General features: G+C 62.9%; 23 protein-coding genes and 1 pseudogene. 6 read left to right on the forward strand and 18 right to left on the reverse strand.

The window, feature by feature from the left end:
• Window positions 1–216: 216 nt before the first annotated feature.
• From paaZ to paaF, 15 genes and pseudogenes are all read right to left on the reverse strand, one after another.
• On the reverse strand, window positions 217–2,271 hold the full coding sequence (gene paaZ, locus ACF8FB_RS17635) for a phenylacetic acid degradation bifunctional protein PaaZ (RefSeq protein ID WP_010954151.1): 2,055 nt from the start codon (window positions 2,269–2,271) through the stop codon (window positions 217–219).
• 37 nt (window positions 2,272–2,308) lie between these two features.
• Window positions 2,309–3,541 carry an OprD family porin gene (locus ACF8FB_RS17640; RefSeq protein WP_392511609.1) on the reverse strand — a complete coding sequence of 411 codons (1,233 nt, stop codon included), beginning with the start codon at window positions 3,539–3,541 and terminating at the stop codon, window positions 2,309–2,311.
• Between the two features lie 39 nt (window positions 3,542–3,580).
• Window positions 3,581–5,149, reverse strand: a pseudogene (locus tag ACF8FB_RS17645) (cation acetate symporter); the annotation flags it as partial.
• On the reverse strand, window positions 5,140–5,448 hold the full coding sequence (locus ACF8FB_RS17650; RefSeq protein WP_004374508.1) for a DUF485 domain-containing protein: 309 nt from the start codon (window positions 5,446–5,448) through the stop codon (window positions 5,140–5,142). The gene ACF8FB_RS17650 and the pseudogene ACF8FB_RS17645, both read right to left, overlap by 10 nt.
• Before the next feature lie 141 nt (window positions 5,449–5,589).
• On the reverse strand, window positions 5,590–6,666 hold the full coding sequence (gene paaE / locus ACF8FB_RS17655; RefSeq protein WP_392511610.1) for a 1,2-phenylacetyl-CoA epoxidase subunit PaaE: 1,077 nt from the start codon (window positions 6,664–6,666) through the stop codon (window positions 5,590–5,592).
• Window positions 6,667–6,681: 15 nt separating this feature from the next.
• Window positions 6,682–7,215 (reverse strand): 1,2-phenylacetyl-CoA epoxidase subunit PaaD, encoded by a 534-nt coding sequence (gene paaD / locus ACF8FB_RS17660; RefSeq protein ID WP_010954155.1) that lies wholly within the window; start codon window positions 7,213–7,215, stop codon window positions 6,682–6,684.
• Window positions 7,202–7,960 (reverse strand): 1,2-phenylacetyl-CoA epoxidase subunit PaaC, encoded by a 759-nt coding sequence (paaC, locus tag ACF8FB_RS17665; protein ID WP_010954156.1) that lies wholly within the window; start codon window positions 7,958–7,960, stop codon window positions 7,202–7,204. Before paaC ends, paaD begins: the two co-directional genes overlap by 14 nt.
• Before the next feature lie 8 nt (window positions 7,961–7,968).
• Entirely contained in the window at window positions 7,969–8,250 is a 282-nt protein-coding gene (gene paaB / locus ACF8FB_RS17670) for a 1,2-phenylacetyl-CoA epoxidase subunit PaaB (protein WP_004374528.1), read from the reverse strand.
• Window positions 8,251–8,275: 25 nt separating this feature from the next.
• On the reverse strand, window positions 8,276–9,265 hold the full coding sequence (gene paaA, locus ACF8FB_RS17675; protein ID WP_010954157.1) for a 1,2-phenylacetyl-CoA epoxidase subunit PaaA: 990 nt from the start codon (window positions 9,263–9,265) through the stop codon (window positions 8,276–8,278).
• Window positions 9,266–9,463: 198 nt separating this feature from the next.
• Window positions 9,464–10,783: a phenylacetate--CoA ligase PaaK gene (paaK, locus tag ACF8FB_RS17680; protein WP_392511611.1), complete on the reverse strand. Its 1,320-nt coding sequence runs from the start codon at window positions 10,781–10,783 to the stop codon at window positions 9,464–9,466.
• Between the two features lie 121 nt (window positions 10,784–10,904).
• Window positions 10,905–12,125 (reverse strand): 3-oxoadipyl-CoA thiolase, encoded by a 1,221-nt coding sequence (gene pcaF / locus ACF8FB_RS17685; protein WP_392510037.1) that lies wholly within the window; start codon window positions 12,123–12,125, stop codon window positions 10,905–10,907.
• Window positions 12,118–12,558 (reverse strand): hydroxyphenylacetyl-CoA thioesterase PaaI, encoded by a 441-nt coding sequence (gene paaI / locus ACF8FB_RS17690; RefSeq protein ID WP_010954160.1) that lies wholly within the window; start codon window positions 12,556–12,558, stop codon window positions 12,118–12,120. Before paaI ends, pcaF begins: the two co-directional genes overlap by 8 nt.
• On the reverse strand, window positions 12,551–14,068 hold the full coding sequence (paaH, locus tag ACF8FB_RS17695) for a 3-hydroxyacyl-CoA dehydrogenase PaaH (RefSeq protein WP_392510038.1): 1,518 nt from the start codon (window positions 14,066–14,068) through the stop codon (window positions 12,551–12,553). The genes paaI and paaH overlap by 8 nt, the downstream gene beginning before the upstream one ends.
• 2 nt (window positions 14,069–14,070) lie before the next feature.
• Window positions 14,071–14,862, reverse strand: a complete 792-nt coding sequence (paaG, locus tag ACF8FB_RS17700; RefSeq protein ID WP_392510039.1) for a 2-(1,2-epoxy-1,2-dihydrophenyl)acetyl-CoA isomerase PaaG — start codon at window positions 14,860–14,862, stop codon at window positions 14,071–14,073.
• Window positions 14,863–14,896: 34 nt separating this feature from the next.
• Complete coding sequence (gene paaF, locus ACF8FB_RS17705; protein WP_010954163.1) at window positions 14,897–15,670, reverse strand: 2,3-dehydroadipyl-CoA hydratase PaaF; 774 nt, start codon at window positions 15,668–15,670, stop codon at window positions 14,897–14,899.
• 346 nt (window positions 15,671–16,016) lie between these two features.
• Here paaF and paaY point away from each other — a divergent pair, with 346 nt between their 5' ends.
• Together paaY and paaX are read left to right on the forward strand one after the other, a co-directional pair.
• A complete protein-coding gene (gene paaY, locus ACF8FB_RS17710) occupies window positions 16,017–16,616 on the forward strand; it encodes a phenylacetic acid degradation protein PaaY (protein WP_274146211.1) in 600 nt (199 codons plus the stop codon).
• A gap of 77 nt (window positions 16,617–16,693) precedes the next feature.
• Window positions 16,694–17,617 carry a phenylacetic acid degradation operon negative regulatory protein PaaX gene (paaX, locus tag ACF8FB_RS17715; protein WP_392511612.1) on the forward strand — a complete coding sequence of 308 codons (924 nt, stop codon included), beginning with the start codon at window positions 16,694–16,696 and terminating at the stop codon, window positions 17,615–17,617.
• Window positions 17,618–17,675: 58 nt separating this feature from the next.
• Here the strand turns inward: paaX and fnrC are convergent, their stop codons facing one another.
• On the reverse strand, window positions 17,676–18,473 hold the full coding sequence (gene fnrC, locus ACF8FB_RS17720) for a Crp/Fnr family transcriptional regulator FnrC (RefSeq protein ID WP_010954166.1): 798 nt from the start codon (window positions 18,471–18,473) through the stop codon (window positions 17,676–17,678).
• Between the two features lie 2 nt (window positions 18,474–18,475).
• Window positions 18,476–18,709: a hypothetical protein gene (locus tag ACF8FB_RS17725; protein WP_266021695.1), complete on the reverse strand. Its 234-nt coding sequence runs from the start codon at window positions 18,707–18,709 to the stop codon at window positions 18,476–18,478.
• Between the two features lie 289 nt (window positions 18,710–18,998).
• Here ACF8FB_RS17725 and ACF8FB_RS17730 point away from each other — a divergent pair, with 289 nt between their 5' ends.
• On the forward strand, window positions 18,999–19,925 hold the full coding sequence (locus ACF8FB_RS17730; protein ID WP_350297891.1) for a universal stress protein: 927 nt from the start codon (window positions 18,999–19,001) through the stop codon (window positions 19,923–19,925).
• Between the two features lie 29 nt (window positions 19,926–19,954).
• On the opposite strand, the gene ACF8FB_RS17735 is transcribed toward ACF8FB_RS17730, so the two are convergent.
• The gene (locus tag ACF8FB_RS17735) at window positions 19,955–20,503 is read right to left on the reverse strand and encodes a GNAT family N-acetyltransferase (RefSeq protein WP_010954168.1); all 549 of its coding nucleotides are present in this window, start codon (window positions 20,501–20,503) and stop codon (window positions 19,955–19,957) included.
• A gap of 182 nt (window positions 20,504–20,685) precedes the next feature.
• On the opposite strand from ACF8FB_RS17735, the gene ACF8FB_RS17740 reads away from it, so the two are divergent.
• From ACF8FB_RS17740 to ACF8FB_RS17750, 3 genes are all read left to right on the forward strand, one after another.
• Window positions 20,686–21,612 (forward strand): universal stress protein, encoded by a 927-nt coding sequence (locus tag ACF8FB_RS17740; RefSeq protein ID WP_392510040.1) that lies wholly within the window; start codon window positions 20,686–20,688, stop codon window positions 21,610–21,612.
• Window positions 21,603–22,970, forward strand: coding sequence for an MBL fold metallo-hydrolase RNA specificity domain-containing protein (locus ACF8FB_RS17745; protein ID WP_010954170.1), 1,368 nt, complete (start codon window positions 21,603–21,605; stop codon window positions 22,968–22,970). Before ACF8FB_RS17740 ends, ACF8FB_RS17745 begins: the two co-directional genes overlap by 10 nt.
• Before the next feature lie 72 nt (window positions 22,971–23,042).
• Window positions 23,043–23,687 carry a hypothetical protein gene (locus tag ACF8FB_RS17750; protein ID WP_350297893.1) on the forward strand — a complete coding sequence of 215 codons (645 nt, stop codon included), beginning with the start codon at window positions 23,043–23,045 and terminating at the stop codon, window positions 23,685–23,687.
• The last annotated feature ends 30 nt before the right edge of the window (window positions 23,688–23,717 follow it).

Below are 23,717 nucleotides of genomic sequence, written 5' to 3' on the forward strand. Positions count from 1 at the left end.
AGCGACAGGTGCACGCCAGAGGTCCACTGAGCATTGGCAGTCGCTGACCAACGGTTTCAGATGCCTGAATTCTTCACTGCAGCCAGGTACGTGCATCGATCCCAAGTGCCTTGAGCACCTACCGGCCTCTTCGCGGGTGAACCCGCTCCTACGAGGGAGCTGTGCAGTGCCGGTCAGAGACGGCTTGCCCGAGAAGAGGCCAGTGGCTTCTACACATCATGCTGGTTTTTTCAGCACCAAGGTCAGGATGTCATAGCTGGCCACCAATTCACCCAGCTGATTGGTTACTTCCACATCCCACGCCACCACCCCCTGCGGCTGCCCCAGCGGGCTGGTCTTGCCCTGGTCGATCTTGCGCTTGCAGGTCAGGCGCGCCTGGATGGTATCGCCAATGCCCACCGGGTTGATGAAGCGCAGGGTGTCCAGCCCATAGTTGGCCAATACCGGTCCGGCGCCGGGCGACACGAACAGCCCGGCCGCTGCCGACAGTACGAAGTAACCGTGGGCAATGCGTTTACCGAACTGGGACGCCTTGGCGGCGATTTCGTCGAAGTGCATGTAGAAATGGTCGCCTGACAGGCAGCCGAAATTGACCAAGTCAGCTTCTGTCACGGTGCGGCGATGGGTGAGCAGCGACTCGCCGACACGCAGCTGCTCGAAGTAGCGACGGAACGGGTGTACTTCGGTTTCGATCACTTCGCCGCCGCGCACGTACTCGCCGGTGACCGCCGTGAGCATGCTCGGCGAGCCTTGTACTGCAGCGCGCTGCAGGTAGTGCTTCACCGCACGCAGGCCTCCCAGCTCTTCACCACCGCCGGCGCGGCCCGGGCCACCGTGCTTGAGCTGCGGCAGCGGCGAGCCGTGACCGGTGGACTCCTTGGCAGCCTGGCTATCGAGCACCAGCAGCCGGCCATGCCAGGCAGCAGCCACCGGGATAGCCTTGGCGGCCACGCTGCGGTCGGCGGTGACCAGGGTCGCCACCAGGCTGCCTTTGCCACGGGCAGCCAGTGCCAAGGCTTCGTCGAGGTCGTCATAGGCCATCAGCGTACTGACCGGGCCGAACGCTTCGATATCGTGGGCGCCGCCCTCGGCATGCGGATCGCGGGCCTGCAACAAGGTTGGCGCAAAGAACGCGCCTTCAGCCACGCCTTCGCCCCGCGGGGCAAAGCCATCGCTGGCGCCGAACAGCTGGTCACAACTCTGCAGCAGGCTGCGCACCCGCTCGCCGACATCGCGCTGCTGGTCATGGGAGGCCAGGGCGCCCATGCGCACACCTTCAAGCGACGGGTCGCCAACCACGACCTTGCTCAGGCGCTCGCGCAGGCGGGTGGCAACGGCATCCAGGTGCCTGGCCGGGACGATCGCACGGCGTATGGCGGTGCACTTCTGCCCGGCTTTAGTGGTCATTTCACGCACCACTTCCTTGATGTACAGGTCAAACTCTTCGCTGTCCGGACTCACGTCCGGGCCGAGGATGGCGCAGTTGAGCGAGTCGGCCTCGGCGGTGAACGGCACCGAGTTGCGAATCAGGTTGGGCGTCACGCGCAGTTTCGCGGCAGTGTCGGCGGAGCCGGTGAAGGTCACCACGTCCTGCCCCTGCAGGCGGTCGAGCAGGTCGCCGGTGCTGCCGATAACCAGCTGCAGGCTGCCTTCGGGTAGCAGGCCAGAGGCATTCATCAGGCGTACCACGGCCTCGGTCAAATAGCTGGTCGAGGTCGCCGGCTTGACGATGCAGGGCATACCGGCGAGGAACGTCGGGGCAAACTTTTCCAGCATGCCCCAGATGGGGAAGTTGAACGCGTTGATGTGCACCGCAACGCCTGCCCGTGGCACCAGGATATGACTACCGGCGAAATGGCCTTGCTTGCCCAACGGTATGGCTGGGCCCTCGTGCACCAGGTTACCCGACGGCAGCTCGCGGCTGCCGATACCGGCATAGGAGAACAGCGTGGCGTTGCCGCCTTCGATGTCGATCCAGCTGTCAGCCCGGGTGGCGCCGCTGTGGTGCGACAGGGCGTAGAGCTGCTCCTTGCATTCGGCCAGGTACAGGGCCAGGGCTTTGAGGCGTTGGGCACGTTGTTGGAAATCCATGCCCATCAGCGAAGCAAGGCCGCGTGCACGCGCGTAGTCCACAGCTTCGGCGAAGTCCGGGCGCTCTTCATGGCTGTAGGCCAGTACGTGGCCGTCGAGGGCGCTGCGCAAGGCCTGGGCGCCGTGCTGGCCTAGCCAACGGCCGGCGATGAAACTTTGCAGAGTAGGGGCGGCAGACATGCTGTTCTCCATGCTGTTCAAAAAGTGGGGGGCGCTGTTACCACAGCGCCAGGGTGTAGCCGATGATCAGGCGGTTTTCGTCCACGGCGTTGGTCAGGCCGTTGCCGGAGCGGAAGGTGACACTGCGCCAGCGCAGGCTGACGTCCTTGAACGGGCCACTCTGGATGACATACGTGATGTCGGTGTCGCGCTCGCGCTCACGGCCATTGGTCACGGTGGCAGTTTCCGCGTGGCGACCGTCGGTATAGCGGGTCATGAAACTCAGGCCGGGGATGCCCATGGCAACGAAGTCGTAGTCGTAGCGCACTTGCCAAGCGTCCAGCCCGGCGCGGGTGAAGGTGTTGTAGGTGACCAGGTTGACGGTGAACGGGTCGCCGCCGTTGACGAACGGGAAGGCGCTGTCACCGGACATCTGCTGCCAGGTGGCGGTGAACTTGTGCGCCCGCACGCCCAGGGTGAACATGGCGTTGAAGTTACGGTTGTCGATGTTGCCGGCACGCTCGGCACCGTCATTGCGGCTGTCGAAGTAGCGCAGGTCACTGCGCAGGCTCACACCTTCTGCCAGTGGGCGGGTGTCGATCAGCCCGACGAACTGCTGACGGTAGATGTCCTGGAGCTTGGCGTAGTAATAGCTGACCGTGGTTTGCGGGGTGATGGCGTAGCTGCCACCACCAAAGTCCAAGTGGTCACTGCTGGCAGCGCCATAGCCGATGTCGTCGCGGCCAGAGGAGTCACGCAGGTTGGCCTTGGTCAGGCGTCCGGCATTGAAGGTGAGGCCATCGAGGTCCTGACTGGTGAGCAGGCCACCCTGGAAGGTGGACGCCAGTAGGCGGGTGTCGTTGTACACCACCACCGGCAGGATCGGCTGCAAGGTGCCCAGCCGCAAGGTGCTCTTGGACACACGTACCTTGCCGGTCAGGCCCAGCTCGCTGTAGTCGTCGACCGGTTCGTGACTGTTCGGGCCAAAAGGCAGCAGGCCGGTGTTGCGACGGTCGCGGCTGGAGTCGAGCTTGATGCCCAACTGGCCCAGGGCATCCACGCCAAAGCCGACCGGGCCCTCGGTAAAGCCCGATTCGAGCTTGGCGGTAAAGCCTTGGCCCCATTCCTCGGCCTTGGCCTGCGGGGCGTTGCTCTGGCGGAAATCACGGTTGATGTAGTGGTTGCGCAGCTCCAGGCGTGCATGGCTGTCGCCGATGAAGTCGGCCAGCGCGGGCATCGGCAGGGCAACGGTGGCCAGCCAGGCGGCTGACAGGAAGTGTGTGCGGTTCATTGTTGTTGTTTTACCCGACATGTCTGTTCGTCCTTGAAGTCAGTGTTTGCTGGCGCCAGCCGCGCCGATACCGGTCATGGAGCGGATGAACTGGCCCAGGTAGCGACCACGTTCTTCAACGGCACGTTCGGAGGTATCGGTAACCGAGAACACCCAGGCACTGAGGAAGGCCAGGCTCATGGAGAACAGCGCAGGGTTGCTGTAGGGGAACAGCGCCGTTTCGTTGTGCAGCACGTTGACCCACACCGCCGGGCCCAGCACCACCAACAGCACCGCCGAGACCAGCCCGGCCATGCTGCCGCACACCGCGCCGCGGGTGGTCAGGCCTTTCCAGAACATGGAAAGGAGCAGCACCGGGAAGTTGACCGAAGCGGCCACCGCCAGCACCAGGCCGGAGAGGAAGGCAATGTTCTGCGACTCGAACATCAGGCCCAGGATCACCGCCAGCAGGCCGATGACCAGCGTGGCTATGCGTGACACGCGCATTTCCTCTTGCTCGGTAGCCTTGCCTTTGCGCATCACGCAGGCATACAGGTCGTGGGACACCGCCGATGCCCCGGACAGCGCAAGGCCAGCGACCACAGCCAGAATGGTGGCGAAGGCGACGGCTGAGATGAAGCCGAGGAACAGGTTGCCACCCACGGCCTGGGCCAGGTGCACGGCGACCATGTTGCCGCCACCGATGATGGCGCCAGTGGCGTCGCGGTAGGACGGCTCGGTGCCGACCATGACAATGGCGCCAAAGCCGACAACGATCAGCAACAGGTAGAAGTAACCAATGAAACCGGTGGCGTAGAACACGCTCTTGCGTGCTTCCTTGGCATCACTGACTGTGAAGAAGCGCATCAGGATATGCGGCAGGCCAGCGGTACCGAACATCATGCCCAAACCGAGGGAAATGGCGTCCACCGGGTTGGACAACAAGCCGCCTGGGGCCATGATCGCCTGGCCCTTGGCATGCACGGCCACCGCACTGGCAAACATGGCCTCGGTGCTGAAGCCGAAGTGCTTGAGCACCATGAAGGCCATGAAACTGGTGCCTGATAGCAGCATTACCGCCTTGATGATCTGCACCCAGGTGGTGGCGAGCATGCCACCGAAGGTGACATAGGAAACCATCAGCACCCCGACCAGCATCACGGCGTACAGGTAGCTGATGCCGAACAGCAGCTCGATCAGCTTGCCAGCGCCGACCATTTGCGCCACCAGGTACATCAGCGCCACCACCAGGGTGCCGAAAGCCGAGGTCAAGCGCACTGGGGTTTGCGCCAACCGGTAGCTGACCACGTCGGCAAAGGTGTACTTACCCAGGTTACGCAGGCGCTCGGCAATCAGGAACAGGATGATCGGCCAGCCCGCCAGGACACCGAGGGCATACAACAAGCCGTCATAGCCGTTCATGAACATCATCGCGGAAATGCCCAGGAACGAAGCGGCACTGATCATGTCGCCCGCGATCGCCAGGCCGTTCTGCATGCCGCTCAAGCCGCCGCCGGCGGTGTAGAAGTCGCTGGCCGAGCGGGTGCGCAGGGCAGCCCAGCGGGTGACCAGCAGGGTGAAGCAGACAAACACCATGAACATCGAAATGGCTGTCCAGTTCATTGTGCGCACTCCTGCTTGACCTTGTCGTTGAGCGGGTCGAGCACGTTGTTGGCGCGGTGCACATAGATGCCGGTCAGGGCAAAGGACAGCAGCACCATCAACACGCCCACCAGCATGCCGACCGTGGTTACGCCGCCGCTGAGGGACTGGCCGAGGGTGCTGGGCGAAAACGCAACCAGCAGGACGAAGCCGTAGTAGACCACCAGCATGGCCAGGGTCAGGCTGCCGTTGAGGCGGCGCTTGCGCCGCACCAGGTGCTGGAAATCGGGGTGGTTGGCGATGCTTTCTATGCGTTCGGGTGTCATGGCAAGCGATCTCTTGGTTTTGTAATTGTTGTGTTGAGGTCACGCGGGGTATTGCGTTGTTGCTTAGGCCCTCTTCGCAGGTAAGGATGCTGCCCCAAGGCCCTGTAGGAGCGGGTTTACCCGCGAAGCAGCCGACTCGGTCTACAGCTGGTCAAAGTCCAGCACCACCTTGTCACTCACCGGGTAGGTCTGGCACGACAGCACATACCCGGCCGCCACTTCGTAGTCTTCGAGGGCATGGTTGCTGTCCATCTCCACTTCGCCCTCGATCACTCGGCACTTGCAGGTGGAGCACACGCCGGCCTTGCACGAGTAGGGCAGCTCGGCGCCGATGGCATTGCCGGCGTCCAGCACGTTCTGGGTGTTGCGCGGCAGGTCGAAGCTCAGTGCCCGGCCGTCGCTGATCACGGTGATATGGCTAAGCGCCGAATCCACCTGGCGTGCCGCCTCACGGGCTTCGCGGCGGGCCTCGCTGCCGGCGGCGGCGAACAGCTCGAAGTGAATGCGTTCCTTGGCCATGCCGTTGGCCTGCAGGCTGTCACGCACGGTCTCGGTCATCGCCTGCGGGCCGCAGATGAACGCCGCGTCCAGGCCGGCAACGTCCAGCCAGCGCGAAAACAGCTGGCCGCATTTGTCGGCGTCGATGCGGCCGTTGTACAGGTCGACGTCCTGCTGTTCGCGGCTGAACACGAAAATCAGGTTCAAGCGGTCGAGGTAACGGTTTTTCAGGTCTTCGAGCTTGTCGCGGAACAGCGCCCCCGAACTGGAGCGGTTGCCGTACAGCAAGGTGAAACGGCTGTGCGGCTCGCTGGCCAGCGTAGTGGCGATGATCGACAGTATCGGGGTGATGCCGCTGCCGGCAGCTACCCCCAGATAGTTGCCCTGGCGAGCCGGGTCCAAAGGCACGAAGAAGCTACCCGATGGCGGCATCACTTCCAGCTGCTGACCGGCCTTGAGCACTTCATTGGCAAACGCCGAGAAGCGCCCGCCCGGCACGCGCTTGACGGCCACGCGCAGCTCGCAGTCCTGCACGGCGCTGCAGATGGAGTAGGAGCGGCGGACTTCTTCGTTGTCCAGCTGGGTACGCATGACCAGGTACTGGCCCTGAGTGAAGCGGAACTGGTCCTGCAGGTGCTCGGGCACATCGAAGGCAATCGATACCGCATCACGGGTCTCATTGCGCACTTGCTTGATGGTCAGGCTGTGAAACTGGCTCATGGTGGTCTCCACGGCTCAAATGCATTTGAAATAGTCGAATGGCTCCAGGCACTCGCGGCAGCGGTACAGCGCCTTGCAGGCCGTGGAGCCGAACTGGCTGAGCAATTCGGTATGGGCGCTGCCGCATTGCGGGCAGCACACCTGGGGGGCTTCGCCGAGCAGGCTGCGCTTGCTGGCGCTGCCTTGCGGCGGCGCAATGCCATAAGCGCGCAGGCGCTCGCGGCCCAGTTCGGTGATCCAGTCGGTGCTCCAGGCCGGGGTCAGCCGGCGCTCCAGCTCTGGCGCGCTGAAGCCGGCCTGTTCCAGCGCCTGGCGGATATCCCCTTCGATGACTTCGGTGGCCGGGCAGCCAGAGTAGGTCGGGGTGACCACCAGGTGCAGGTGGCCGGCGCGCCAATCGACATCGCGCACGATCCCCAGGTCGACCACGCTGACCACCGGCACTTCAGGGTCCATGACCTGGCCCAATACCGCCCAGGCACGGGCCACGTCGTCGCCTTGCTGTGCCCGTGCGCCGCGGTCGCCGGCAATCAGTTCACCAGGTTGCATCGGGGTAGGCCCTTGGCAGGAACTGCATTTCGGCCAGCAGCAGGCCCAGATGCTCGGTGTGCAGGCCTTTGCGGCCATCCAGGTAGAAGTGGCTGGCGGCCTTGGGCAGCGGCAGTTCGACCGAAGCAAACGTCGCGGCGACCTGCTTCAGCCAGGTGGCGCCGACGGTCGCTGGGTCGGCGGCGATACCGCATTCCGCCAGACGGACTTCGTTGTCGCTGCCAGCAGCGAGTTCGACGGTGAAGCGCCACAGTGCCGGGACGGCGGCGAGCATGCGCTGGCGGCTGGCATCGGTACCACCGCCCAGACGTTGTACCCATTCGCTGGACCGGCGCAGGTGGTAGGTGACTTCCTTCAGGGCCTTGGCGGCAATCCCCGCGATTCGCGCATCGCTGGACTCGACCAGCCCCTGGAGCACGGCGAAGTGCCACGCGTCGTAAAGGAACTGCTTGGTCATGGTCACGGCAAAATCACCGTTGGGTTGCTCGACCAGCAGCAGGTTGCGGTAGGCGCGCTCGTCACGGCGGAACGCCAGGGCATCGGCATCTCGGCCATCGTCGAGCAGCTCGGCGGCATACTCCAGCCAGTTGCGGGCCTGGCCGACCAGATCGAGACCGACGTTCATCAGGGCCAGCTCTTCCTCGATGGCCGGGGCGCGGCCACACCACTCACAGAGGCGCTGGCCCTGGACCAGGGCGCTGTCGCCGAGCAACAGCAGATAGGGGATAAGGGCTTCTTTATGCATGGCCCACCTCACATGTGTCCGACTTCGTCGGGCAGCTCGTAGAAGCTGGCATGGCGATAGACCTTGTCGTCCGAGGGGGCGAACAGCGGGTCTTTCTCGTCGGGAGAGGAGGCGGTGATCAGCGCCGAAGGCACCACCCACAGGCTCACACCTTCGCTACGGCGGGTGTAGAGCTCGCGGGCGTTCTCGATGGCCATGGCGGCATCGGCGGCGTGCACGCTGCCGACATGTTTGTGGTTAAGGCCGTGCTTGCTGCGCACGAACACTTCGTAGAGGGTCCAGACAGACATTTTCGATCTCCGCATCTATCGCCGCTCAGGCGGCGTTCTTGTTCTGTTGCTTGCGCGCATAGGCCACTGCGGCCTCGCGTACCCAGGCGCCGTCCTCGATGGCCTTGCGCCGGGTGGCGACACGCTCCAGGTTGCATGGGCCATTGCCCTTGATCACTTCGTAGAACTCGTCCCACTGGATTTCGCCAAAGTCGTAGTGGCCGCGCTCGGCGTTCCACTTCAGCTCAGGGTCAGGCGCAGTGCAGCCAAGCAGTTCCAGCTGCGGCACGGTCTGGTCGATGAAGCGCTGGCGCAGTTCGTCGTTGGTCTGGCGCTTGATCTTCCAGGCCATCGACTGGGCGCTGTTGGGCGAGTGTTCATCGCTCGGGCCGAACATCATCAGCGCCGGCCACCACAGGCGGTTGATGGCGTCCTGAACCATGTCGCGCTGGGCTTGGGTGCCCTGGCGCATCATGGTCAGGAGCATTTCGTAGCCCTGGCGCTGGTGGAAGCTCTCTTCCTTGCAGATACGGATCATCGCGCGGGAGTAGGGGCCGTAAGAGGTGCGCTGCAGTACCACCTGGTTGACGATGGCGGCGCCGTCCACCAGCCAGCCCACAGCGCCCATGTCGGCCCAGCTGAGGGTGGGGTAGTTGAAGATGCTCGAGTACTTGGCCTTGCCGCTGTGCAGTTTGGCGATTTCTTCGTCGCGGTCAGCCCCCAGGGTTTCCATGGCGCTGTACAGGTAAAGGCCGTGGCCGGCTTCGTCCTGAATCTTGGCCATCAGCTGCAGTTTGCGCTTGAGGCTGGGGGCACGGGTGACCCAGTTGCCTTCGGGCAGCATGCCGACGATTTCAGAGTGGGCGTGCTGGGAGATCTGCCGGATGAGGGTCTGGCGGTAGGCCTCGGGCATCCAGTTCTTGGCTTCGATCTTGATTTCGGCGTCGATCTTTTCCTGGAAGTTGCGTTCCTCGGGGGACATCTCTTCCAGCGACTTGATGCGCTTGACTCCGGTTTCCACTAGCTGTGCGTACATGTGCTGCGACTCCTGCTAAGGCATGAGTCATTTGTAAGCGATACAAAACATAACGTCAAACACATTTATGTGTATCAAGTAAGATTTGTGTATCACGTTTACAGCCAAGAGGGCTGTCGGGCTGCAGCGTATGCCCGGCAGAACGCAGGCAAAAAAAGGCCCCGGACAATGCCGGGGCCGAAATGGCAGCCGAATGTGTCAGCTGGCCAACCGTCTGTCGAACACGTGGCACGCCTTGCCCTCGGAGCGCTTGAGCGTGCCGCAGGGCTGCAGGTGCACCTGGGTGCTGATACCGATGTAAGTCTTGATCTGCTTGCTCAACTCCCCGACAACCAGCTTGCGCTGGCCCTCGTCAAGGTGCTGGCACTCTGCACGCAGCTCCACGTGCACCTGGACACTGTCCAGATTTCCATTGCGATACAGATGAATCTCATAAAGCTCAGAAAGCTGTTTTATTTTTAGCACCTGTTCCTCGATCTGAGTCGGGAACACATTGACCCCGCGAATGATCAGCATGTCGTCACTGCGGCCGGTGATCTTGCCGATCCGCCGCATCGGCCGAGCGGTGCCTGGCAGCAGCCGGGTGAGGTCGCGGGTGCGGTAGCGCACCATCGGCAATGCCTCCTTGCTCAGCGAGGTGAATACCAGCTCGCCCAGTTGGTCATCCGGCAGCACTTCGCCGGTGGCAGGGTCGATGATTTCGGGATAGAAGTGGTCTTCCCAGATGGTCGGGCCGTCCTTGGTCTCTATGCACTCCATTGCCACCCCGGGCCCCATGATTTCCGAAAGGCCGTAGATATCGAGGGCATTGATGCCCATACGCTGCTCAATCGAGCGGCGCAGCTCATCGGTCCACGGCTCGGCACCAAAAATGCCCAGGCGCAGCTTGAGGTCGTGCGGGTCGATGCCCTGGCGCTCGATTTCATCAGCCAGGTTGAGCATGTAGGACGGGGTGACCATGATGATGTCGGGGTGGAAGTCGCGAATCAGCTGCACCTGCTTTTCGGTCTGGCCACCGGACATGGGGATCACGGTGCAGCCCAGGCGTTCGGCACCGTAGTGCGCGCCGAGCCCGCCGGTGAACAGCCCGTAGCCGTAGGACACATGCACCTTGTCACCTTTGCGCCCGCCGGCCGCACGAATCGAACGGGCAACCACATTGGCCCAGGTGTCGATATCGTTCTGGGTGTAGCCGACCACCGTCGGCTTTCCGGTGGTGCCACTGGAGGCATGCAGGCGCACCACTTCTTCCTGGGGCACGGCAAACATGCCGTAGGGGTAGTTGTCGCGCAGGTCGTTCTTGCCGGTGAAGGGGAACTTCGCCAGGTCTTCCAGGCACTTGAGGTCATCAGGGTGGATGCCGTACTCGGCAAAGCGCTGGCGGTACAATGGCACATTGTCGTAGGCGTGCTTCAGGCTCCAGCGCAGACGCTCCAGCTGGTGCTGGCGCAGGGCATCGACGCTGGCGGTTTCCATCGGGTCCAGCAGGGCACGATCGGCATCATGGTACATGTTCATGGCTTCACTCGAATTGTTCTTGTACGCCGCGCGCCAGCGGTTGCAGGCCACGCGGTGAGTGTCATGGAGGCAGCATATACGGCTGCGTTCAGTTCGGTAACAAGCGCAGGGTCTGAACCGCTCAGAGGCGCTCGATGATCATGGCAATGCCTTGGCCTACGCCGATGCACATGGTGCACAGGGCGTAGCGGCCGGCCGTTTCTTCAAGCTCGTGCAAGGCAGTGGTCACCAACCGGGCACCGCTCATGCCCAGGGGATGGCCCAGGGCGATGGCGCCGCCGTTGCGGTTGACTCGCGGGTCGTCGTCGGCCAGGCCCAGCTCGCGCAACACGGCCAGCCCCTGGGCGGCAAAGGCCTCGTTGAGTTCGATGACATCCATGTCAGCCAGTGCCAGGCCGGTGAGCGCCAGCACCTTACGGGTCGCAGGCACCGGTCCGATGCCCATCAGCCTGGGCTCAACCCCGGCCACAGCCATGCCGACGATGCGCCCGCGCGCCTTCAGGCCGTGGCGGCGGGCCGCGGCGCTGCTGGCCAGCAGCAGGGCGCAAGCGCCGTCATTCACGCCGGAGGCATTACCGGCCGTTACGCTGCCGCCTTCACGAAACGGCGTGCCGAGCCGAGCCAACTGCTCCAGCGTGGTGTCGCCGCGCGGGTGCTCGTCATGCTCGACCACTTTGGACGGACCTTTACGCTGCGGGATTTCGACCGGCACGATTTCCCGCGCCAGGCGGCCGCGGGCCTGAGCGGCTGCAGCCTTGTGCTGGCTGCGCAGGGCAAAGGCATCCTGATCGGCGCGCGAGATGCCGAACTGTTCAGCCACGTTTTCGGCCGTTTCCGGCATCGAATCAATGCCGTAGGCGGCCATCATCAGCGGGTTGACGAAACGCCAGCCGATCGTGGTGTCGAACAGCTCGGCCGCACGCCCGAATGCCTGCTCCGACTTACCCATCACAAACGGCGCACGCGACATGGATTCCACACCGCCGGCCAGCATGAGCCCCGCTTCACCACAGCGCAGGGCACGTGCCGCATTGCCGATGGCATCCAGGCCGGAACCGCACAGGCGGTTGATCGTGGTCCCTGGTACTTCGAGTGGCAGCCCGGCCAGCAGGCTCGCCATGTGGGCCACGTTGCGGTTGTCTTCGCCGGCCTGGTTGGCACAGCCGAAGATAACGTCATCAATGGCTTTCCAGTCCAGTTCGGGGTGACGCTGGATCAAGGCTTTGAGCGGGATGGCCGCCAGGTCGTCGGCGCGCACGCTGCTCAGGGCCCCGGCATAGCGGCCAATGGGGGTGCGCACGGCGTCGATGATCAAGGCATCGGCGTGGGTCGGTTCATTCATCTTGCGTCTCCTGCGCCAGCACGGTGCCGCGCACTTTGTAGGATTTGCCATGGAACATCGCCACCAGCTCACCGCGCTGGTTGTCGATGCGCACGTCGTACAGGCCGGTGCGGCCTTTGCGGCTGACTTCGCTGGCGTGGGCGGTGAGCACGTCATCGCGCAGCGCCGGGGCCAGGTAGTCGATGGTGCAGCCCAGCGCCACCGTGGCCTGGTCGTAGCTATTGCAGGCGAAGGCGAACGCCGAATCGGCCAACGCGAACAGGAAACCGCCATGGCAGGTGCCATGCCCCTGGATCATGTCGGCACGTACCGCCATGCGCAGGCTGGCCCGGCCCGGGCCGGCATCCAGCAGGCTGATACCCAGGCCCTGGGTGGCCGGGTCGCGGGCGTACATGGCGTCGGCACAGGCTTGTGCCAGTTGCTCTTCAGTCATGTAGGGTGCCTCCTTTGGCTTCACAGCGGCGTAACAACAGGGAAGGGCGGTAGCGGCTCTCGCCATAGCTGCACTGCAGGTTGTCGAGCACGCGCAGGGTATGGGCAATACCGATGTTCGCCGCCCAGGCCAGCGGGCCGCAGGGGTAATTGACGCCGGCGCGCATGGCCAGGTCGATGTCGGCGGCGCTGCCGACGCCCTGAAGCACCGCATCGGCGGCCTCGTTGGCAAGCATTGCCACGGTGCGCAGTACCACCAGGCCGGGCAGGTCGGCGACACCGGTCACTTTCAGGCCGGCACGCTGCAGCAGGGCTACGGCCTGGTCACGGGCGCTGTCGCTGGTATCCGCTGACCAGCTGATGGCAATGCGCGTGGCGCTGCTGTAGTCCAGCGCAAGGTCGAGCAGCACCAGGTTGCGCAGCCCGTCCTCACGGGCACGTTGGCTGGCCAGGCGGCCGTCGGACAGGGCCAGGGTGGCGTCGCCCACCTGGATCAGGCCACTACCGGCGCGCTGGGTCACGGCAATGCCGCTTTGGCAAAGGCGCTCGACCAGCGGCTGCATCACCCCCAGGTTGCCCTCGACAACGCAGGCCTCTGCGCAGGCGGAGCTGTGCAGTTCGGCCGGCTGCGGGCGCTCGACGCCTTCGGCATAGCGATAGAAGCCTTGGCCGGTCTTGCGCCCCAGGTGACCGGCGTCTACCAGTTCCTTCTGCACCAGCGAAGGCTGGAAGCGGAAATCGCCATAGAAAGCATCGAATACGGAACAGGTGACAGCGTAATTGACGTCATGGCCAATCAGGTCGGTCAGCTCGAACGCCCCCATGCGGAAGCCACCCGAGTCACGCATCAGCGCATCCAGGCTGGCGCAATCGGCGGCACCTTCCTGCAGCAGGCGCAGGCTTTCGGCATAGAACGGCCGCGCTACCCGGTTGACGATGAAGCCCGGTGTAGAGCGCGCATGGACCGGCTGCTTGCCCCAGGCCTGGGCAGTGGCGTAGATGCATGCGGCGACTGCAGGGTCGGTTGCCAGGCCCGACACCACCTCGACAAGCGCCATCAGCGGTGCCGGGTTGAAGAAGTGCATACCGACCACGTGCTGCGGGCGTTCAAGGCCAGCGGCGAGGCTGGTGATGGACAGTGACGAAGTATTGCTGGCAAGGATACAGTCGGCCGCGCACAGGGTTTCGAGCTGACTGAACAGCGCCTGCTTCACCTGCAGGTTTTCGACGATGGCTTCAATCACCAGGCCGGCATCTGCCAAGGCTTCGAGTGTATCGACCGGGCACAGGCGGGCATTGATCGTTTCGCGTTCAGCGGCCAGTAACTTTCCTTTGTCCACCAGCCGGGCGAGTTGGCGATCGATACCCGTCACCGCCTGGGCGGCAGCACCCGGGCGGTTGTCGTAGAGCTTGACGGAGTGGCCGGCCTGGGCCGCGACCTGGGCGATACCGGCGCCCATGGCGCCGGCACCGATCACCGCCACCTGCACATTGCTTGCGAGTGCGCCCATGTTCAGCGCCCCTTGAAGGCTGGCGTGCGTTTGTTCATGAAGGCGTTCACGCCTTCGCGGTAGTCCTCGCTGCGCCCTGCCAGGCGCTGCAGGTCGCGCTCCAGCTCCAGCTGCGCCTCAAAACCGTTGTCGAAACTGGCATTGAGGCTGCGCTTGATCAGTGTCAGACCGTAGGTGGGCTGGGCGGCGAGGTGGCGGGCGAGGGTGAGGGCTTCATCACGCAGCGCGGTATCATCCACCACGCGGTAGATCAGCCCCCATTGCTCGGCCTGTTCGGCGCCAAGGCGCTCGCCCAGCATGGCCAGCGCCTTGGCCCGGGCCATGCCGACCAAGCGCGGCAGCAGCCAGGTACCGCCGGAGTCCGGCACCAGGCCGATCTTGCAGAAGGCCTGGATGAAACTGGCCGAGCGGGCGGCCAGCACCAGGTCGCAGGCCAAGGGAATGTTGGCACCGGCACCGGCCGCCACGCCGTTGACCGCACAGATCACCGGCAAAGGCAGGTCGCGCAGGGTGCGCACCAGCGGGTTGTAGAACTTGTCGATCGACTGGCCCAGGTCTGGCATCTCGGCGCCTGGGGCAACGTTGCGGTCAGACAGGTCCTGGCCGGCGCAGAAGCCGCGGCCTTCAGCCGTCAGCAGCAGCACCCGCGCGACACTGCTCTGGCGCACTTGTCTGAGCGCTTCGCGCACCTCCAGGTGCATGGCCGTATTGAAGCTGTTCAGCTGCTCGGGGCGGTTCAATGAAAGGAAGGCAACGCCGTCCTCGATGGAAAACAGGATGTGCTGGAAAGTCATGACAGACTCGCTCCGTCAGTCGAGAGAATGAAGTTCAGCGCCCTTGGAAGCGGGCCTGGCGCTTTTCCTGGAAGGCGCGGATGCCTTCATCGCGGTCGGCGGTGCCCGCCAGCAGGGTGAAGGCATGGCGTTCGAAGCGCAGGCCGCTGGCCAGGTCGGTATCACCGGCCTTCAGTAACGCCTCCTTGGCCAGGCGCACAGCCAGCGGCGCTTTGGCGGCGATGCTGCGGGCAACCTGCATGGCGCGTTCTACGGTGAGTTCGGGCTGGGTGATTTCGCTGACCAGGCCGGCCTGCTGGGCGCGGAGGGCAGTGATGGCTTCCCCCGTCAGCACCATCTGCATGGCCAACGGCTTACCGACGGCACGTAACAGGCGCTGGGTGCCGCCAGCACCGGGGATGATGCCAAGGTTGATTTCCGGCTGGCCGAAACGGGCGTCGGTACTGGCGATGACGATGTCGGCGCACATTGCCAGTTCGCAACCGCCACCCAGGGCATAGCCGTTGACTGCAGCAATCAGCGGTTTGGCGAATGCGGCGATGCTTTGCCAATGCGCTACGCGCGGGTCATTGAGGATGCCGACCAGGTCGCGATCGGCCATCTCGCGGATGTCGGCGCCTGCGGCGAATGCCTTGGCGCTGCCGGTAATCACTGTGGCACGGACATGCTCGTCGTTCCCGGCAGCCTGCAGCGCAGCGGCCAGTTCTGCCAGTAGCTCGGTGCACAGGGCATTCAAGGCCTCGGGCCGTTGCAGGGTAATGAGCTGAACGCCATGTTCGGGCGCCTGCACATCGATATATCGCGGCATCTCGGGTTCCTCTGGCTGCACGCACGGCACATCGCTTGGCCGGCATTTTTTGGAATTGTTTGCAGGGACGTAATGCGGGATCACGACCAGGTGTGGTCAGTATATGCTCTATGCGATACAACAATGCAAGGCGCAAAATGTTTTCGCGTATCTCTTTTTTACTTTTCTATGATCACAGCTCCAGTGCAATGCTTGCTGAAGAATCGTTTAACCTTTGCATTTTCTAGTACTTACAGCGGGTTTTTGCCTTGCAGCATTAATTCAACACAAGTGATACACGATTGACGACCAAACAGCATCTGATACAAGATCGACTGACATTCCAAATCATTTCGAGAGTGTTGCCATGCCTTGCTATCGACTGGACGGCCTGACGCCTGTGGTTCACCCGACAGCCTACGTGCACCCCAGCGCAGTCCTGATCGGTGACGTCATCGTCGGCCCTCGCTGCTACATTGGCCCGCTGGCATCGCTCAGGGGCGATTTCGGCCGCATCGTGCTGGAGGAGGGCGCCAACGTGCAGGACACCTGCGTAATGCATGGTTTCCCGGGGGGCGACACCGTAGTGGAACGTAACGGGCATGTCGGCCATGGCGCCGTGCTGCACGGCTGTCGCGTCGGCGAAGATTCATTGATCGGCATGAACGCCGTGGTGATGGATGGCGCCCATGTAGCACCTCGCTGCATCGTCGCGGCCACCGCCTTCGTCAAAGCTGGCTTCGAATGTGCGGCGCAGAGCCTGGTGATGGGGTCGCCAGCCCAGGTCAAACGCCCACTGAGCGAGCAGGAGCTGGCCTGGAAACAGCGCGGGACGGCGGAGTACCAGCACCTGGCGCAGCGCTGCATGAACAGCATGGTCGAATGCCCACCGCTGGCCGAGGCAGAGCCGGGGCGCCCGCGCATGGAAGACACCGGGGTCAGGCCCAAGGGCCAGGCAAGCGCATGAGCCTGGCAGCGACACGCAATGGCCAGGCGGCCCGCCGCACAGGTATAGTCGGTGCTTTATCCGCGCACAGTTCGCCCATGAGCAATCTCGCACCACTGAACCACTTGATCACCCGCTTTCAGGAGCAGACGCCAATCCGCGCCAGTTCCCTGATCATCACGTTGTACGGCGATGCCATCGAGCCGCACGGCGGTACAGTCTGGCTCGGTAGCCTGATCAACCTGCTGGAGCCGATCGGCATCAATGAACGGCTGATACGCACGTCGATCTTTCGCCTGACCAAAGAAGGTTGGCTCACTGCAGAAAAGGTGGGCCGACGCAGTTATTACAGCCTGACAGGCACTGGCCGTCGGCGTTTCGAAAAAGCCTTCAAGCGCGTCTATAGCCCGAGCCAGCCAGCCTGGGACGGGGCCTGGACACTGGTGTTGCTGTCGCAACTCGAGGCGGGTAAACGCAAGGCCGTGCGTGAAGAGCTGGAGTGGCAGGGGTTTGGTGTCATGGCGCCGAACCTGCTGGGTTGCCCACGGGCAGACCGTGCCGACCTGGTGGCCACGTTGCGTGATCTTGAGGCGGGCGACGACAGTATCGTCTTCGAAACCCACACCCAAGAGGTACTCGCGTCCAAGGCGATGCGCGCCCAGGTGCGGGAAAGCTGGCGTATCGACGAACTGGGGCAGCAATACAGCGAGTTTATCCAGCTGTTCAGGCCGCTGTGGCAAGGTTTGAAAGAGCAGCCGTTGCTGGATGCCCAAGATTGCTTCCTGGCGCGCACGCTGCTGATTCACGAGTACCGCCGCCTGCTGCTGCGCGACCCGCAACTACCCGATGAGCTGCTGCCAGGGGACTGGGAGGGAAGGGCTGCGCGACAGTTGTGCCGTAACCTCTACCGACTGGTGTTTGCCAAAGCCGAAGAATGGTTGAATGCAGCGCTGGAAACAGCAGATGGCCCATTGCCGGACGTGAACGAGAGTTTTTACAAGCGTTTTGGCGGGTTGGCTTGAGGGGAGTGCTCGCCTCACAGCGCCGCGGCCAACATTCACGGCGTCGAGCAGGGTGCCTTCAGGGGCCCTTGGCCTCACATTCACCGCCACCTTGTTCGAGCGCCATGAGTGCAGGCATATCAAGAATTTCTACCAACCTGCCATGCAGGTCGACGATACCCAGCGCGCGCAGACGGGCGACGGATCGGCACACGGTTTCCAGGCGTAAACCCAGGTACGAAGCCATGTCTTCACGAGACATCCGCAACATGAAGCCATGGGCAGAGTAACCGCGGCTGACGAAGCGCCTGGAGAGCCCCACCAGGAAGCTGGCCAGCCGCTGTTCTGCAGTCAGGTTGCACAGCATCAGCACACGCCCGTGCTCACGCACGATCTCCCGGCTCATCAGGCGATTCAGGCTTTGCTGCAGGTCCGGAAACTCACGCGCCAGGGTTTGCAAGCGGCGATAGGGGACAGGGCAGACTTCGCTGTCTTCCAGGGCAATGGCGTCACAGACATGGTGCTCTGTGGCGATGGCATCGAGGCCGATTACATCGCCCGGCATCCAGAAGTTGATCACCACGCCTTGCCCCTCGGCGGTGTTCAGGCTGGTCTTGAAACTGCCGCAGCGTAAGGCATAGAGCATGGTCAGCGGATCGTTGGCATTGAACAGCGCGGCGCCCTTGCGAATGCGCATGCGTGGGCCTATCAACGCGCCCAGGCAGCTGTTTTCGTCAACCGGCAGGCCAGTGGGGAGGCACAGGCCGCTTACCCGGCAATCCATGCAGTGGTTCACCAGCGGTTTCAGGTGAATAGGGTTTGCCTTGGACAAAGGGTTGGGGGAGTCGAGCAGGGTGACCTTCAGCTGGCCAGGCATTTTCAGGCCTCCTTCGCATTTTGGAGGCCGCTTTGGGCCCCCGCCCCATTACGCGCACCGAGCCCGACGGGCGACCAATCAGCAAGCATGTCCCGCGAGTGGGGGGCATTGAGGCGGCTTGTAAGCCGTTCGACAAACCGCTCGGCTTCGGCAGCCGTACTGAAACCCACCCGCCAGTCATCCATGCGCACCCAACAGCGTCCCTGCTCAGTATTCTTCTCGACGTAAACGTTCATCAGGGCCTCCAAAGCATGTATCGGTAGACAATGCAGAATGAAGGCGTCCCTGCCGGCAGCGCAGGTGAAGCTCAGGGCGTTAACGCCATGGCACGCCTGCGGCGCCTGAGGTGAATGTTGATATGGCTACAGGGTGCGCCAGCGCAGTGTCGAGACATTGATCGGCGTCAAGTTCTTGCGCCATGGGCAATGCCATTGGTCGGTAGGTGCCTTGAGTTGATAAACATCAAGTTCGCAACGTGTAGCTGGCAGATGCTCTACCTACGTATCGCAACCTCAGAGGTGTGCCATGGAAACTCCGCAAAGACTGCTGCTGATCGCCTCCCCCCTGATGCGCCGAACCCCGGTCTATGACCGGGCTGCTGCGCTGGCCAAGGCCAAGGGAATGGCGCTGCACATCGTCGCTTTCGACTACGTGGAAGGGCTTGCCACGGCGGGCCTGGTGAATGACCAGGCGCTGGCAGTCATGCGCGAGGGTTACGTGCAGCAGCACCGTGAATGGCTGGAAACCCAGGCGTTGCCGATGCGGCGCAATGGTGTCACCGTCACAACCGAGGTGGTGTGGGTGCAGCAGCCCTTGAATGAGATCCTGATACACTTGCGTGAGCAACCGTTTGCCATGCTGATCAAAGAGCTCGAGCATGAGCCTTGGTGGATGCGCGCAATGTTCACCTCGCTGGATATCCAGTTGCTGCGCGAAACGCGAATACCCTTGCACCTGGTACACAAGGCCAGCCATGCGTTGCCACGCAGGGTTCTGGCGGCGGTGGACCTGTCCAGGCCGGAGGATCAGTTTGAAGGCTTCAACGACCAGATCATCAGCGAAGCGCTGAAGCTGACATTGCAGTGCAATGCCCAGATCGAGTTGCTGTACGCCTACGATTTGGGTTCCATGTACCTGGACGCCGGCGGCAGCCGGGAACATTCGTTCCTGTTCGATTCAAACGATGCCCAGACCTTGCATGACGCTCAAAGCGCTGCCTTCCAGGAGCTTGCCGAACGCAACGGCATCGCCGTCGAACACCGCCATATGCGCATAGGCGACCCGGCAAAGGCCCTGGCGATGTTCATGGATAACAATGATATCGACGTACTGGTCATGGGCAGTTATAACCACCGTGGCATCGGCTGGTTCATCGGCAGTACTGCCGAGCGCGTTATGCATCGGTTGTCCAGCAGTGTGCTGGTGATTTCTCCAGAGCGCTCCCAAGGCTGAAGCACAAGGCCCGCAAGGGCCTTGTCTTTTCAAGGCCGCAGGTCAAGTTCGTGCAGAATCTCGCTCACATCGCCGCCGGGGTAGCGGGAGGTGAAGCCCAGTGCCTTGACCAGCCGGTGCATCGCGTAGTTGCTGGCCAGGTCCCTGGAGACCATGCACTGAAAGCCATTGCGTCGTGCGGCTGCAATCAGGTGTTGCATCAGGCGCTTGCCCAACCCCTTGCGCTGCCAGTCTTCGCTGACCGCCACTGCACATTCGCAACGTTGACTGCCTGGTATGCCCGCATAGCGGCTGACGCCGATCTGTTGCAATTGACCGTCTACATGAACCAAGGCGACATAGGCCATGCGTTGGTGGTAGTCCACGGGCATGTCTTGCGTGTCCAAGCTAGGCAAGCCGCCGCTGAGTCCGGCAATGAAGCGAAAGCGCCGTGATTCATATGCGATTGTGCTCAGAAAACGCTTGTCCCGTTCGCGGTCCTCCTCGCGCAGTGGGCGGATCAGCACCGCCGAACCGTCCTTTAGGTTTTCGACCCAGTGTTCGCAGGTCTGTGGCTGTGCTGTCTGCTGCCCGTTCATGACGCCTCCCGTTGCCTGATCAGTGTCTGGTGCAGCTGTTTTAACGTGGCGGGCCGGTTCGGTTCTGACAATCATCAAGTTCAGGCTGGGTAGCGGTTTTCTGATCTGCATCAAGCAGCAGCGATCCTGCGCGCGGAATATCGTCAGCATCACACCCACTGACGAAAGCGCGGAGGTTCACCATGGGGCAATATCGACAATTGCTGGTGCTGCTGACCGAGGTCGATCCGCATTCCGCCGCTTTGCGCCGAGCCCTTGCCTTGGCGCAAGTCAGCGGCGCCAGCGTGCATGTGCTGGGCTTGTTCGAGCCAAGCGAGGAGCACCTTCTGCGCGAAGAGCGGCTGAACGAGGCCGATATCAAGCGCCAGTACCAGCATTATCGCGCTCAGTTGACGGGACTGGTCGAGCGGCATCGCGGCAGCGGTACAACGCTGACGGTCGACAGCCTGAATGCGGAGGATATCCGCAGCCAGGCGATCGATTACATCAGCGAACTGCAGCCCGATATGGTCATCAAGGACAGCGAAGCTGCGTCGGCCCTGGTGCGCATGTTCGGCACCCCACTGGATTGTGCGCTGATGCGAGGTTTCAAAGGCGTCAGCCATTTCGTGCCGGCGGCGGCCGTTTCATTGCCGCGGCGTGTGCTGGTCGCCGTGGATACTGCGTTCAGCGAGACCCCTGCCGTCCAGGCGTGCTTCAATCGTGGACTGATTCGTGCTGGCCAGGCGCTGGCGTTACAGTGTGACGCGCACCTGCATCTGCTATCGGCCTACAACCTGGCAGGGGTATTTGCCTCGGACATGAATGTCACCCAGGCGTGGATCGACGAGATGCGCGAGGCACTGCAGGAGCCTTTCGAAGCGCTGGCCGATGCCGAAGGCGTCGCGCCGGACCGCCGACATTTCATGGAAGGAGGCCCGGTACAGGTGATCCGGGAACAGGTCGCGTCCCTGGACATCGACGCGGTGGTGATGGGCGTGGTGCAGCCCAAAGGCCTGGACAAACTATTGGGAGACACCACCGAGCGTATCGTCAGCCGCCCACCGTGCAGCGTGCTCGCCGTTCATCCCCAAATAGCCGAAAGTTGGGAGCCTTGGCCATGCAACTGACATTTCTTGGCGGCACCGGCACCGTGACCGGCAGCAAATTCCTGTTGACCCGTGACAGCACGCGGGTATTGGTCGACTGCGGGCTCTTCCAGGGTTTCAAGCAACTGCGCCTGCGCAACTGGCAGCCGCTGCCCCCGGCGTTGCGGGCGCTTGATGCGGTGGTGCTGACCCACGCCCACCTTGACCACAGTGGTTATTTACCTGTGCTGGTTCGGGAAGGCTACCGCGGGCCGATCTACGCCACGCCGGCGACTTGCGCCTTGGCGGAAATCCTCTTGCTCGACAGTGCGCGGCTGCAGGAAGAGCAGGCCGAACATGCCAATCGCCACGGTTACTCCAAGCATGCGCCGGCGCAACCGCTCTATACCGAGCAGGATGCCAAACGTGCCCTGGCACTGTTTCGGCCCGTAGCGTTACACCAGGTGACCATGATCGCCGAGGGCATGGAGTTGCTGTTGCGTACCGCCGGACATATTCTGGGGGCGGCCACGGTCCAGATCAGCGCCGAAGGGCAGACCGTGCTGTTTTCGGGTGACCTCGGCCGCCCTCAGGATCCGATCATGCGTGCGCCTGAGCTGGTCAGGACGGCGGACGTGCTGTTGATCGAATCTACCTATGGCGATCGCCAGCATCCCGCCGAATCGACCGAGCAGTACCTTGCCAAGGTCATCAACGAAACGCTCCTGCGTCATGGCATTACCCTCGTACCCTCGTTCGCCGTTGGCCGCGCCCAACTGCTCATGTATTACCTGTACACGCTCAAGCGCGACCGGCTGATCCCTGATATCCCGATCTACCTGAACAGTCCGATGGCCACCGACGCCACCGCCCTGTACCAGCAGTACCGCAGTGAGCATCGGCTGACCGCAGCCGAGTGCGCCGCCATGTGCAGAGGCACGCACATCGTCCGGACGGTCGATGAGTCCAGGCACCTGGACCAGCTGCGCGAGCCCGCAGTGATCATCGCCGCCAGCGGCATGGCGACCGGCGGACGGGTGCTTCACCACCTGAAGGCACTGGCCCCAAACCCGCGCAACAGCATTCTGTTCTCCGGCTTTCAAGCCGGGGGGACGCGGGGTGCCGATATCGTCGCGGGCGCCCACAGTGTGCGGTTGCACGGCGAGGATGTGCCTATCCGTGCACAGGTGCATGCGATGGAGAATCTTTCTGCGCACGCCGATGCTGATGAAATCATGGAATGGTTGCGCGGGTTCACCCGGCCACCCCGTCAGACCTATGTGATTCATGGCGAGCCACACGCTGCCGACACCTTGCGGCGGCGGATCAGCCTCGAACTCGGCTGGCAAGTGTGCGTGCCTGAATATCAGGAAACGGTTGCCATTGACCCTGTTCGCTAGAGGCTGTTTTCCACGCAACATCACCGAGTATCAAGGCTTTTCATACAGCCCAGGCTGGCACGGGAGGTATTCATGAACACACAAGCTAGGGCGAAACTCAGAGCGTGGTTGCATCGCCCCAAGGGCAGCCTGGGTTGGATCGTAGCGATCCTTGTGTTACTGCTCGCCGCATCGGCCTACCGCGGGCTGAGCCCGACCTGGCGCCTGCCCCTGCACAATCCGGTCGTGATGCTGGCCTTGCTGACCTTGAGCGTGGCGCTAGGCTGGGCGGTGCAGCGGGGCGTGAAGCGCACCGTTGGCAAAGCCATTTTCAACGGCCAGGAGACAGGCTGGCAGGCCAGACTGGCGTTCCTTCGCTCAGTGGCTCGGGAATCGAACATCCTGCTGGTGGTGCTGTTGTGCCTGGCCCTGCTGGGCACAGGCACCTTGTGGCTGGCAGGGCGCTCAGTGACGCAGATCGTGGCGAACTGCGAGGCCAACCTGCAGGCTCAAGTGGATATACCCGAAGATGAAAAACTCACCGCGCTTCTCGGCAAACCGGTGTGCACGTGCCTGGCGCAGACCTTCATGGAGCGCAACGGGGTGCTGCGCATGGCCTTGTTCGAAACCCCCATGCAGGAAGTGAGCGGCTTGAAGGTGCTCACCGCGGATGATGAGCAGCGCTGTCTTGAACAGTTCGACCTGCTGCCCGAGGAGCCCCAGGCAACCGCGCCTTGAGCCGGCCCGCCTGTGGGTGCCCTGGTGCTG

This window comes from Pseudomonas sp. yb_2 (genome assembly GCF_043103905.1).
GTDB lineage: Bacteria > Pseudomonadota > Gammaproteobacteria > Pseudomonadales > Pseudomonadaceae > Aquipseudomonas > Aquipseudomonas alloputida.

Bases quoted from the DNA above. Each gene is read 5' to 3' on its own strand.
- paaY (WP_274146211.1), top strand. From the start codon at position 16,017: ATGCCTTGCTATCGACTGGACGGCCTGACGCCTGTGGTTCACCCGACA.
- paaC (WP_010954156.1), bottom strand. From the start codon at position 7,960: ATGCATAAAGAAGCCCTTATCCCCTATCTGCTGTTGCTCGGCGACAGC.
- fnrC (WP_010954166.1), bottom strand. From the start codon at position 18,473: ATGCCTGGCCAGCTGAAGGTCACCCTGCTCGACTCCCCCAACCCTTTG.
- ACF8FB_RS17640 (WP_392511609.1), bottom strand. From the start codon at position 3,541: ATGAACCGCACACACTTCCTGTCAGCCGCCTGGCTGGCCACCGTTGCC.
- paaX (WP_392511612.1), top strand. From the start codon at position 16,694: ATGAGCAATCTCGCACCACTGAACCACTTGATCACCCGCTTTCAGGAG.
- pcaF (WP_392510037.1), bottom strand. From the start codon at position 12,125: ATGAATGAACCGACCCACGCCGATGCCTTGATCATCGACGCCGTGCGC.
- paaI (WP_010954160.1), bottom strand. From the start codon at position 12,558: ATGACTGAAGAGCAACTGGCACAAGCCTGTGCCGACGCCATGTACGCC.
- ACF8FB_RS17750 (WP_350297893.1), top strand. From the start codon at position 23,043: ATGAACACACAAGCTAGGGCGAAACTCAGAGCGTGGTTGCATCGCCCC.
- paaD (WP_010954155.1), bottom strand. From the start codon at position 7,215: ATGCAACCTGGTGAACTGATTGCCGGCGACCGCGGCGCACGGGCACAG.
- ACF8FB_RS17745 (WP_010954170.1), top strand. From the start codon at position 21,603: ATGCAACTGACATTTCTTGGCGGCACCGGCACCGTGACCGGCAGCAAA.
- paaE (WP_392511610.1), bottom strand. From the start codon at position 6,666: ATGAGCCAGTTTCACAGCCTGACCATCAAGCAAGTGCGCAATGAGACC.
- paaA (WP_010954157.1), bottom strand. From the start codon at position 9,265: ATGTACGCACAGCTAGTGGAAACCGGAGTCAAGCGCATCAAGTCGCTG.
- ACF8FB_RS17730 (WP_350297891.1), top strand. From the start codon at position 18,999: ATGGAAACTCCGCAAAGACTGCTGCTGATCGCCTCCCCCCTGATGCGC.
- ACF8FB_RS17740 (WP_392510040.1), top strand. From the start codon at position 20,686: ATGGGGCAATATCGACAATTGCTGGTGCTGCTGACCGAGGTCGATCCG.
- paaH (WP_392510038.1), bottom strand. From the start codon at position 14,068: ATGGGCGCACTCGCAAGCAATGTGCAGGTGGCGGTGATCGGTGCCGGC.
- paaB (WP_004374528.1), bottom strand. From the start codon at position 8,250: ATGTCTGTCTGGACCCTCTACGAAGTGTTCGTGCGCAGCAAGCACGGC.
- paaG (WP_392510039.1), bottom strand. From the start codon at position 14,862: ATGACTTTCCAGCACATCCTGTTTTCCATCGAGGACGGCGTTGCCTTC.
- ACF8FB_RS17650 (WP_004374508.1), bottom strand. From the start codon at position 5,448: ATGACACCCGAACGCATAGAAAGCATCGCCAACCACCCCGATTTCCAG.
- paaF (WP_010954163.1), bottom strand. From the start codon at position 15,670: ATGCCGCGATATATCGATGTGCAGGCGCCCGAACATGGCGTTCAGCTC.
- ACF8FB_RS17735 (WP_010954168.1), bottom strand. From the start codon at position 20,503: ATGAACGGGCAGCAGACAGCACAGCCACAGACCTGCGAACACTGGGTC.
- paaZ (WP_010954151.1), bottom strand. From the start codon at position 2,271: ATGTCTGCCGCCCCTACTCTGCAAAGTTTCATCGCCGGCCGTTGGCTA.
- ACF8FB_RS17725 (WP_266021695.1), bottom strand. From the start codon at position 18,709: ATGAACGTTTACGTCGAGAAGAATACTGAGCAGGGACGCTGTTGGGTG.
- paaK (WP_392511611.1), bottom strand. From the start codon at position 10,783: ATGAACATGTACCATGATGCCGATCGTGCCCTGCTGGACCCGATGGAA.